The organism is Mesorhizobium sp. M7A.F.Ca.US.006.04.2.1 (assembly GCF_004022915.1).
GTDB lineage: Bacteria > Pseudomonadota > Alphaproteobacteria > Rhizobiales > Rhizobiaceae > Mesorhizobium > Mesorhizobium ciceri.
In genome coordinates this window covers 1-9,622 of sequence record NZ_RZQA01000145.1, presented here as the reverse complement: position 1 = coordinate 9,622, position 9,622 = coordinate 1, and the positions used below count along the sequence as shown (strand labels likewise).

General features: G+C 63.0%; 10 protein-coding genes and 1 pseudogene. 9 read left to right on the top strand and 2 right to left on the bottom strand.

The annotated features are described in order from the left end of the window. Positions 1-94 precede the first annotated feature (94 nt). Entirely contained in the window at positions 95-1,468 is a 1,374-nt protein-coding gene (locus EN925_RS10605) for an MATE family efflux transporter (protein WP_127368323.1), read from the bottom strand. A gap of 132 nt (positions 1,469-1,600) precedes the next feature. On the opposite strand from EN925_RS10605, the gene EN925_RS10600 reads away from it, so the two are divergent. Next, positions 1,601-2,506 carry a histone deacetylase gene (locus tag EN925_RS10600; RefSeq protein WP_127384510.1) on the top strand — a complete coding sequence of 302 codons (906 nt, stop codon included), beginning with the start codon at positions 1,601-1,603 and terminating at the stop codon, positions 2,504-2,506. A gap of 65 nt (positions 2,507-2,571) precedes the next feature. On the opposite strand, the gene EN925_RS10595 is transcribed toward EN925_RS10600, so the two are convergent. Further along, a complete protein-coding gene (locus tag EN925_RS10595) occupies positions 2,572-2,835 on the bottom strand; it encodes a DUF6460 domain-containing protein (protein ID WP_013533620.1) in 264 nt (87 codons plus the stop codon). A gap of 457 nt (positions 2,836-3,292) precedes the next feature. On the opposite strand from EN925_RS10595, the gene EN925_RS10590 reads away from it, so the two are divergent. From EN925_RS10590 to EN925_RS10555, 8 genes and pseudogenes are all read left to right on the top strand, one after another. Next, positions 3,293-3,910: an outer membrane protein gene (locus EN925_RS10590; protein WP_127368325.1), complete on the top strand. Its 618-nt coding sequence runs from the start codon at positions 3,293-3,295 to the stop codon at positions 3,908-3,910. Positions 3,911-4,223: 313 nt separating this feature from the next. Beyond that, positions 4,224-4,616 (top strand): hypothetical protein, encoded by a 393-nt coding sequence (locus tag EN925_RS10585; protein WP_013533622.1) that lies wholly within the window; start codon positions 4,224-4,226, stop codon positions 4,614-4,616. A 40-nt stretch (positions 4,617-4,656) separates the two neighbouring features. Then, a complete protein-coding gene (locus EN925_RS10580; RefSeq protein WP_013533623.1) occupies positions 4,657-5,331 on the top strand; it encodes a response regulator transcription factor in 675 nt (224 codons plus the stop codon). Then, positions 5,328-6,827: a HAMP domain-containing sensor histidine kinase gene (locus EN925_RS10575; RefSeq protein ID WP_127368326.1), complete on the top strand. Its 1,500-nt coding sequence runs from the start codon at positions 5,328-5,330 to the stop codon at positions 6,825-6,827. The genes EN925_RS10580 and EN925_RS10575 overlap by 4 nt, the downstream gene beginning before the upstream one ends. 80 nt (positions 6,828-6,907) lie before the next feature. Further along, positions 6,908-7,897 carry a glycosyltransferase family 2 protein gene (locus tag EN925_RS10570; protein WP_181172679.1) on the top strand — a complete coding sequence of 330 codons (990 nt, stop codon included), beginning with the start codon at positions 6,908-6,910 and terminating at the stop codon, positions 7,895-7,897. Next, positions 7,890-8,591, top strand: coding sequence for a class I SAM-dependent methyltransferase (locus tag EN925_RS10565; RefSeq protein WP_063170022.1), 702 nt, complete (start codon positions 7,890-7,892; stop codon positions 8,589-8,591). The genes EN925_RS10570 and EN925_RS10565 overlap by 8 nt, the downstream gene beginning before the upstream one ends. Next, entirely contained in the window at positions 8,569-9,036 is a 468-nt protein-coding gene (locus tag EN925_RS10560; protein ID WP_032899145.1) for a GtrA family protein, read from the top strand. The genes EN925_RS10565 and EN925_RS10560 overlap by 23 nt, the downstream gene beginning before the upstream one ends. Positions 9,037-9,076: 40 nt before the next feature. Further along, positions 9,077-9,622, top strand: a pseudogene (locus tag EN925_RS10555) (hypothetical protein); the annotation flags it as partial.

The following is a 9,622-nucleotide window of genomic DNA, read 5'->3' as shown; positions in this document are numbered from 1 at the left end:
GGCAAAAATCTACCATAGCTGAGGTCACCGAGTCAAGAAAAAATTCCTATCGCGAAGCTGCCGCTCAGTGTCCTGGACGGCGCAGGGACACCGTCTAAAACGCCGTCCGCACCCTGAGCCGCAGGATCGTCAGCAGGCTGAAGCCTCGCACCAGCAGGAAGACGTGCAGCGCCGCCCACAGTCCAGTGTTGCCGAAGGCCGGCGCAAGGGTCAGCAGCGCGGCCGCGAAAACCAGGAACGACAGCAGCATCATGTTGCGCATGTCGCGGGACCAGGTCGCGCCGATGAAGACGCCATCCATCTGGAACGCCAGCACACCGCTCAGCGCCGTGAATGCCGCCCATGGCAGGTAGATGTCGGCCACCGAACGGACGTCCTCCGATGTCGTCACGAGAGCGACCAGATTGGCGCCACCAGACAGCATTACCAGCGTCGCGGCTCCCGCCAGCCCGAAACCCCAGAACAGCGTCAGCCGCACGGCCTGGCGGAACGGTGCGGCGGCACGTGCGCCGACGGCACGGCCCGCCAGCTGTTCGGCGGCGGTGGCAAAGCCATCGAGGAAATAGCCGGCGACGAGGAAGAAATTCATCAGCACGGCGTTGGCGGCCAGCGTCACCGTGCCGAACTGCGCGCCCTGGCGGGTGAACAATGCAAAGGCGGCGAGCAGCGAGAACGAACGGATCATGATGTCGCGGTTGAGCGACAGCATGCGCAGGAAGGCGGTCATGTCGAGCAGGCGATGGCGCGGCAAGGGCGGGGCCGCGCGAAACCGGCGGATCACGATGGCCAGGCCGAGCAGCATGGCCAGGAACTCACCGGTGACGGTCGCCCAGGCAACGCCGGCGACGCCCCAGCCAAGTTTCAGCCCAAGCAGGAAGCACAGCGCGATGTTGATGCCGTTCAGCACCAATTGCAGCACCAGTCCAAGCCCGCCCTCGCCGCGCCCCAGCACGTAGCCGAGGATGGCGTAGTTGATCAGCGAAAAGGGGGCTGCAAGCAGCCTGATCCTGATGTAGACGCCCATCGCCTCGCTGACGCGCGGTTCGGCGCCCATGAACTTTTGCCCGGCGATGGCGACCAGCGGCGCAAGGGCAGCGAGCACGATGCCGGCGATAACCGCGATCAGCACGGCGCGCCAGAACACCGCCTGTTCCTCCAGGGCATCGCCACGCCCAAATGCCTGTGCGACAAGGCCGGTGGTGCCCGAGCGCAGGAAATTGAAAGAGGTGAAGACGACGTCGAAGATCAATGCGCCGGCCGCCAGGCCGCCAAGCAAGGCGGCATCGCCGAACTGGCCGACGACAGCCGTGTCGACCAGGCCGAGCATCGGCGTCGTCAGATAGGCTAGCGTCATCGGCACCGCGATGGCGAGCACGGAGCGGTTGGTGACGACAAATGATCCGGAGTGAATCGGCGATCCCGAGAGGATCGGGGATCCGGCGTCGGCTGGGGTTGCACCTTTGTCCAAGGATTGCTGCCTTGCTGATTGCGGCTTGATGGAACCGTCGATGTGCCCCATTTTCCGGCCACCGCGCAATCACCTATCCCTTGACGGCCAACCGAAATCCCGGTCTGGCGTGAGCCAGCCGGATACGAGTTCATGCCTCTGCAGATCGTCCATCATCCCGACTACGACGCCGGCTTCGCCGTCAACCATCGCTTTCCGATGAGCAAATATCCCTTGCTGATGGAGGCGCTGCGGACACGCGGCCTCGCCGGCCCCGAGGCGCTCAGCACCGCCGAACCGGCGCCGGCTTCATGGCTGGAGCTTGCCCATGCGGCGGACTATGTCGACCAGGTCATCAACTGCCGCGTGCCCGAAAAGATCGAACGCGAGATCGGTTTTCCGATCGGACCCCGCGTCTCGCTGCGCGCGCAGCTTGCCACCGGCGGCACGGTGCTGGCGGCGCGGCTGGCCTTGCGCCACGGTATCGCCTGCAACACCGCCGGCGGCAGCCACCATGCGCGGCGCGCGCAAGGCGCGGGCTTCTGCACCTTCAACGATGTCGCCGTCGCCGCATTGGTGCTGCTCGCCGAAGGCGCGGCACGAAACATCCTGGTCGTCGATCTCGACGTGCACCAGGGCGACGGCACGGCGGATATTCTCGCCGATGACCCGCGCGTGTTCACCTTTTCCATGCATGGCGACCGCAACTACCCAGTGCGCAAGATCGCCTCCGGCCTCGATGTCGCGCTGCCCGACGGCACGGGTGACGCTGCCTATCTCGAGAGGCTCGCCGCCATCCTGCCGGAGCTGTCCGCACAGGCGCATTGGGACATCGTGTTCTACAATGCCGGCGTCGACGTCCATGCAGATGACCGGCTTGGCAGGCTGTCGCTGTCGGATGACGGCCTGCGCGCCCGTGACGACATGGTCATCAGCCATTTTCGCGCGCAGGGCGTTCCGGTCTGCGGCGTCATCGGCGGTGGCTATTCCACCGATGTGCCCGCCCTTGCCGCGCGCCACGCCATCCTGTTCGAGGTCGCCGCGGGTCACGCCCGATAGTACGATCTTGTCCAAAAACCGGTGCCAGGGTTCGCTGACGCGGACCTGCGGTTCGGGATCATGCTCTACTTCCGGTAGTTGGCGAGCCTCAACAGGATGAACGCCGGCACGACGATAGCCGCGCCCAGCAGGATATAACCGAGGAAACGGTCGATGGCATGAAAGCCGAGATTCCACAGGTCCATGAAGAACTTCCGGATGCCGTAGAGCACATCCATCGGCGACCAGCCGAAGGCATTCATGACCAGGCCGACGAGGAAAGACACCACCAGCAGTTTCAGGATCACCTTGAGCGGCGAGTCGCCAAGAAAGCGCGTCAGTGCGGACAAGGCTCGTCTCCCGATTGAGGCACCCAGGTTCGAGGGCGTCGGCCAGACATACGCACTTGGCTTGTCCGCTTCAAGCCGGGAGTTTTGCGGGATGCCAACGGCCTGCACCGCGCGATTGCATGGCAGGCTTGTGCTGCCAAACGGACTAAACCCGCGCCAGACTGTTAAATTTGCGTAAACAACATCGCTTTACTTTATTGAAAACAAAGCGAAAAACCTTCATTTTTCGATTTCCCGCAATGTGCGTGCAATTTTCGCCTGCGAGACGGTCGGCGTCTTTCAGGCGATTGGCCGCGCGGGCGATCTGACCCCCTACCACAACTGGCGAAAGCCAGTCCCAGGACCGCGCAACCATCCCTGAAAGACACCAAATCGGAGCCCGACCGCCTCAACGGTCGAGTTCTTCGGGAAACCTGCGCATCGATTGCCGGATGCGCGCGCGTGTTGGAGTAATGCAGTGTTCTCTCAAGCAAAGATCATCCTGACGGCAAGTGCCCTTGCCATGTGCCTCCTGGGGCCGGCGATGGCCGCCGACCTTTCGCCCGCCTACAATGATCCCCCCGCGTTCCAGTGGAGCGGCGCCTATGTCGGCGTGCATGGCGGCACGGCGTTCACCGGGATGCCGAACCCGTTTGCCGGCAGGAATGGTCTCAGCGGCGGCTTTCAGGCCGGCTACAACCAGCAGATGGGTCCAGCGGTTCTCGGTGCCGAGATCGAGGGCTCCTATCTGGGTGGCGCCGAGCACGACGTCCGGGGCGGCAAGATCAAGGAAAAATGGCGCGGTGCCGCCAAGGCCAAGGCCGGCTTGAGCTTCGACCAGACGCTGCTGTTTGGAACCGGCGGCGTCGCCATGACCAAATTCGACAAGGGCGACAAGGTGAACGATATCGACGGATGGAAACTCGGCTATCTGGTCGGCGGCGGCATCGAGCAGGGTTTTGCCGGCGGCCTCTCGGCCAAGGTCGAATATGACTATGTGCGCACCCCAGGCGTCGAAACGACGTCCGCCCTGGGCAAATCCAAGGCGACGATCGGCAGCCATGAACTGAAGGCCGGCATCAACTACCGGTTCTAAGCAGGCCATGGGTTCCGCCGAACCTGTTCTGTATTTTGCTTGAACGACCTTGCGCGGCGCCCGGATGCAACGGGACCGCGCAATTGCTTTGCCTCCATCCGCACCGTCATCGACGCGTGTCGGCAGACCGCATTTGTGTGCCAGGTCCTGCGTAATGCCGATGCAATCTTCACGTCCTAAAGCGCGTCGCATCGAAACGGATCATGCGGCCCGCTTCAGGTTTTGTTTTGTGCATGTCGTTGTCCCAAACCGGGACCGCTTTTGGGCGACATGCATTCGGTGCCGCGGATGACCTTGATGACGGGAATCGGATATGTCCAAACGCAGCGCAAACCATCTGGTGTGGATCTCCAAGGCGTTCTTCATCGCGATCGTGCTGGTGCTGACGGGATGCGCCTCCGACATCATGAAGAACTACATCGGGCAACCGGTCGAATCGGTCATTCTGGACTACGGGCCGCCGACCGCCGTCGTTGATCTCGGCCGGGGCGAGCGGGCCTATCAGTGGCGGAAAATATCCACCAATGCGGTTTCCGGAAGCTCCAGCGGCGAAGTTCGCCACACAAAACACGGAACCGTCTACGAAGAAACCGAAACGCCTGGCTATATCGAGCGCCAGGAATGCTTCTATACGTTCTATGCCCGCGCCTCGGGCGGCAGATGGTTCATCACCAATTTTCGTCAACCGAAGCTGGAATGCGAATGAATTGCCATAGCGTGCCGGCTGCCTGTGACGGAGAGTGCGCATGCGCATCCTGCTGATCGAGGACGAGCCGGAAATGGCCTCGGTGCTGAAGACCGCGCTCGAGCGCCAGGACATCATCGTCGACCATGCCGCGACACTGGCGGATGCCGAAGCCGTGGCGCGGCTCGGCCACCATGACGCGGTGGTGCTGGACCGCCGGCTGCCGGATGGCGATGGCCTCAGCCTGATCCCGCGCCTGCGGGCCTTGCATCTGGACGTGCCGGTGATCGCGTTGACGGCGCTCAGCGGGCTCGACGATCGCGTGGCGGGGCTCGACGCCGGCGCCGACGACTACATGGTCAAACCGTTCGCCACGGTGGAACTGGTCGCCAGGCTCAATGCCTTGCACCGGCGTTCGTTCACCACGCGTGCCAATCAGGTGATGGTCGGCCGCCTCACCTATGATTTCCGCCATCGCGAGGCGCTTGTCGAGGACCAGGCGCTGGAACTGCCGCGGCGCGAACGGCTGGTGCTCGAAACGCTCATCCGCAGGCCGGGGCGGACGATCATGCGCGGGGCGCTGGAAGAAGCCGTCTATGCTCTCGACGACGAGATCGGCTCCAACGCATTGGATGCGCACATTTCGCGGCTGCGTCGCAAGCTCGACGACGTCGCTGCCGGCATCGAGATCAGGGCGATCCGCAACCTCGGTTATCTCTTGCGGGCCGCCTCGTGAAGAAGCCGCGCACGCGATCGCTGCAATGGGTGCTGGTGCGCCGGATGATCCTGTTGCAGGCGGCGACGCTTCTTGTCTTCATCGTGCTGTGCGCGGCCGCGCTGTGGATCGCCGATCCACGGCTTCTTGTCGACAACGAGGCTGCCGTCGCCACCCTCAAGGATGCCGTCGATCGTGACGGCAACGGCAGATTGATCGTCCATGAGACCGATGGGTTGCGTTCGTTTCGTGAGGGTTTCCCAAATGTCTGGTACATCATCCGCGACAACAACGGCCAGAGCATCCGCTTCGGCAACATACCCGACGTCTACACCAGGAATTTTGGCGATCTGCTGGGCCAGGTCGATCACGCCACCGTCGGTTTTTCCGAAGATGATTTGAGGCCGGAGGCCTATCTCGAAAGGGTTTCGACCAAGGCTGGCACGGTTCAGATCATTGCCGCGACGCGATCGTCACGGGAAGAGACCGACGGCCTCGAAGTCACCATTTCGGCCACCATCGACGTCGCCAAGAACCCGGACGGCAGCAGGAACTGGGAGAAGGCGCTTCCCGCTCTCGCGGCCATCATCGTCATCCTGCTGCTGCCGATCGTCCTCGTCATGGGAGCCACGACCCTGGTGACGACGCCAGCCGTCGTGCGCCGGTCGTTTGCCGGCCTCGTCGACACCGTCCAGCAGGCCGCGCGCATCGACATCGGCACCCGTGCGATGCAGCTGCCGGTCAAGAATGTGCCGCAGGAGATCGCCCCGCTGGTGCATGCCTTCAACCAGACGCTGGCGCGCCTCGCCCAGGGCTATGACCGGCACAACCGCTTCCTCACCGACGCCGCGCACGAACTGCGCACGCCGATCGCCATCCTGCGCACGCGCGCCGAATTGCTGAAGCAGGAACCGCAAAGCGCGCGCCTGCTGCATGACATCGAGCGCCTGTCGCATCTTGCGCAACAGCTGCTCGACCACCAGCTGCTCGACCGCCCGGCGGACCAGCGCCAGATCATAGACCTCTGCGATCTTGTCGGCCGGGTCGCCGCCGACTTCGCCCCGCTCGCCATCGAAGCAGGCTACGATCTTGCCTTCGAGCCGCCAGCCAACAAGGTCCATGTCGAGATCAACGTGCTGCAGATCGAGCGGGCGCTGGCAAATCTCGTGCGCAATGCCATCGATCATGGCGGCGGTTCCGGCACGATCACCATAGCGATCGATGAAACCGGCGGCGTCGAAATCCGCGACGAAGGCCCAGGCATTCCAGCCGATGAGCACGAGAACGTTTTCGAGCCCTTCTACCGACTGCGGCCGCAATCGCGCGGCGCGGGCCTGGGATTGAACCTTGCCCGGCAGATCGCACTGCTGCACGACGGCTCCATCCGGATATTGGCCGGCTCCTGGCAAGGCGCCCGCATCCGCATGGAGTTGCCGGTTCGGGCGGTGGCCGCGTGCGGCAGAAATGATGGCCGGCCCACGGTTGCGGCCGATCCCGCTGGCTTATCTGTTTTCTAACCAATTGCCGCTATTCCCAATCGGATAGCGGGAGCAAGGCTTTGGTGGAGACGGAGAGAAACACCGCGCGACGCGGCGTCATGCTGTCGGTGGTCATCCCATGCTACAACGAGCTGGATGGCGTGGCCGAACTGCATCGGCGGGTAACAGCCGCGTGCCTTGGGCAAGGCCCTTCCTACGAGATCGTCCTTGTCGTCGATGGCGCGACCGACGGTACGCGCGAGGCCATTCTGCAGCTGGCTGAAAAGGACGACCATATCGTCGCCATCGACCTTGCCCGCAATTACGGCCACCAGATCGCGTTGAGCGCCGGGCTCGAATTCTGTCGCGGCCAGCGCATTCTCATTCTCGATGCCGACCTGCAGGATCCGCCTGAACTGCTCGGCGCGATGATGACGAAGATGAACGAAGGCTTCGATGTGGTCTACGGCCAGAGGCTGACGCGCGATGGCGAAAGCTGGTTCAAGCTCGCCTCCGCATCCATGTTCTATCGCTTGCTGCGCCGGATGGTCGACGTCGACATAGCCCCGAATACCGGTGATTTCCGACTGATGAACCGTCGCGCGCTCGACCATCTGAACGCGATGCCAGAACGTTACAGGTTCATTCGCGGCATGGTGAGCTGGATCGGGCTGAGACAGGTGGCTTTCCCCTATGAGCGGCACCGCCGCTTTGCCGGCACCACCCACTATCCGCTGAAGAAAATGCTTCTTCTGGCGGTCGACGCCATGACCAGCTTCTCCATCGTGCCCTTGCGGTTCGCCTCGCTGCTCGGAATGATGTTCGGGCTTCTGGGGCTGGTCGTGCTCGGCTACACGCTGCTCGAATGGTCGGTCGGAAACGTGTTGCCCGGCTGGACCAGCCTCGCCGCGATCGTGCTGATCCTCGGCAGCGTCCAGCTTATGGTGCTTGGAATCTTCGGCGAGTATCTCGGGCGCATGTACATGGAGACAAAGCGGCGGCCGCTCTACTTCGTCAACGAGATCGTTTCGCGCAGCCAGGCGGTGGAGGACGGCGAATTGCCGGTCCATCGCCTGCAGGAGATGGCAAAGAGGGCCGCACGTGCTTGAGGCGGAATTCGACCAGTTTGCGCGGGAATATCAGGAGCAGCATGCCGCAAGCATAAGGCTGAGCGGCGAAAACCCGGATTTCTTCGCCAGGTACAAGATCGACGACGTCGCCGCGACGCTGCGGCGGGCCGGTGTCAAACCGCGACGAATACTGGATTTCGGCGCCGGCGTCGGCAATTCGCTCGGCCATATGCGCAACGCGTTTCCCGACGCGGAGATCACCTTGCTCGATCCTTCGCGGGAATCGCTCGACATCGCCAGCAAGCGCTTTCCCGGCCAGGCCGCCTTCACGCATTTCGACGGCAAGACAATTCCCTTTGCCGACGGCAGCTTCGACCTGGCCTTCGCGGCCTGCGTCTTCCACCATATCCCCGAGAACCTGCAGATCGGACTGTTCGCCGAGATCGGCAGGGTGCTGGCCTATGGCGGCAGCTTCTTCGTCTTCGAACACAATCCTTGGAACCCGCTGACCACGCACGCGGTGAGGAACTGTGCCTTCGACGAAAACGCGGTTTTGATAAATTCGCGCGAGATGCGCGGGCGCATGGCCGAGGCGGGCCTTGCCAATACGAGGATCGTCTACCGGATTTTCTTTCCTCGGATGCTTGCGAGACTGAGGCCGTTCGAGCGCTTCCTCACCAAGGTACCTGTCGGAGCCCAATATTTTGCGCATGTGGTCAAGCCTGCCGTTTGACTTCCCGAGGATGCTGCGATTTGGCGCCGTCGGTCTGTTGAACACGGCGCTGGGATACGCGGTCATTCTGGCCGGGCTTGCGCTGGGTCTGGGCGACATCCTTGCCAACGCCACGGGCTATGCCGCCGGCCTTGTCCTCGGCTTCTTCCTCAACCGCCAATGGACCTTCAGCAGAGCCGATGGCTTCCAGCCCGGGACCGCGCTGCGCTATGGGGGTGTCTTTCTGGTCGCCTACAGCATCAATCTGGCCGTCGTAATCGCCGCCCGTTCAGCAGGCATCGTCGAAAACCCGCTGGTCCACCTCGCGGGAATCTGCGTCTATTCGGTTGTTTTCTATCTTGGCTCGGCTCGCTTCGTGTTTGTGGGGCGTGGGGACGACAGCACCGACCGCACAGTTCGGGTGGCCGACAAGCCTCGGCGGCAGCCCGCCAATCCAACACCTTGAACACCCAACTGTCACCGGAACCGATTAGAGGCGGCGCAGCATGAACGACGCTCAGGCCAGTGCGGCGGCCGCGACATACAACGAGCGGAGCAGGCTGATCTTCTGCCTGCTCGCGGCCTTGGCGATGGCGGGTGCGTTGGGTGCCCAGGCAGGCGCCACCCTGCAGGATCCCGACAGCTGGTGGCAAGTGAAGGTCGGTCTGGATTTCCTGACTAACCGGACATTTCCGACCGTCGATCCCTATTCCTACACGTTTGCCGGCCAGCCCTGGATTGCCAAGGAATGGCTGGGGCAGGTCCTGCTGGCTCTTGCCTACCGGGCGGGCGGCTGGAACGGGGTCGTCACCGCGATCATCGCCTCGATCTCCCTGACGGTTTTCCTGATGGGGTGGTTTCTCAGCGCATGGCTGAAGCCGATCCTGGCGATTACACTGGCGTTCGCGGCGGTGTTCCTGATCAACCCGATCTTCACGGCGCGTCCGCATGTCTTCACCTTCCCGATCATCGTCATCTGGACAGCGGTCCTCTTCGGTGCGGCAAGGGAAGAACGGGCGCCGCCCTGGTGGCTGCTTGTGCTGGTCGTATTA

Coding starts and splice junctions, on each gene's coding strand:
- EN925_RS10600 (WP_127384510.1), top strand. CDS start 1,601: ATGCCTCTGCAGATCGTCCATCATCCCGACTACGACGCCGGCTTCGCC.
- EN925_RS10560 (WP_032899145.1), top strand. CDS start 8,569: ATGTGGTCAAGCCTGCCGTTTGACTTCCCGAGGATGCTGCGATTTGGC.
- EN925_RS10570 (WP_181172679.1), top strand. CDS start 6,908: ATGCTGTCGGTGGTCATCCCATGCTACAACGAGCTGGATGGCGTGGCC.
- EN925_RS10580 (WP_013533623.1), top strand. CDS start 4,657: ATGCGCATCCTGCTGATCGAGGACGAGCCGGAAATGGCCTCGGTGCTG.
- EN925_RS10585 (WP_013533622.1), top strand. CDS start 4,224: ATGTCCAAACGCAGCGCAAACCATCTGGTGTGGATCTCCAAGGCGTTC.